This is a genomic window from Microbacterium sp. GbtcB4 (genome assembly GCF_019091465.1).
GTDB lineage: Bacteria > Actinomycetota > Actinomycetes > Actinomycetales > Microbacteriaceae > Microbacterium > Microbacterium paraoxydans.
Map to the genome: position 1 here is coordinate 1 of NZ_JAGXJJ010000200.1, position 262 is coordinate 262.

General features: G+C 73.3%; 1 pseudogene. It reads right to left on the reverse strand.

The features are described from left to right. Nucleotides 1-262 (reverse strand): annotated as a pseudogene (locus KVS71_RS17680) (DUF917 family protein); the annotation flags it as partial.

Below are 262 nucleotides of genomic sequence, written 5' to 3' on the forward strand. Positions count from 1 at the left end.
CGGGAGCGGCGATCACGCGGACGCGCTGCCCGTAGCGCAGCCCCTCGGTCGTGACGGGCCCCCCCGACTCGCCGTCGAGGACCATGATGAGGTCGGGGGTGGTCGCCAGCACCTGCCCGTCCGCCTCCGCGTCGAGGTGCTCGTTCTGGAACTGCAACGTGAGCGACGTGCCCCCGTCTCCGTCGGTCCGTGCCCGGCCACGGGCGAAGCCGGTCGTCGTGGCCCGGTTCACGTCGGCGACCTTGCCACCGAACTGCTCGCG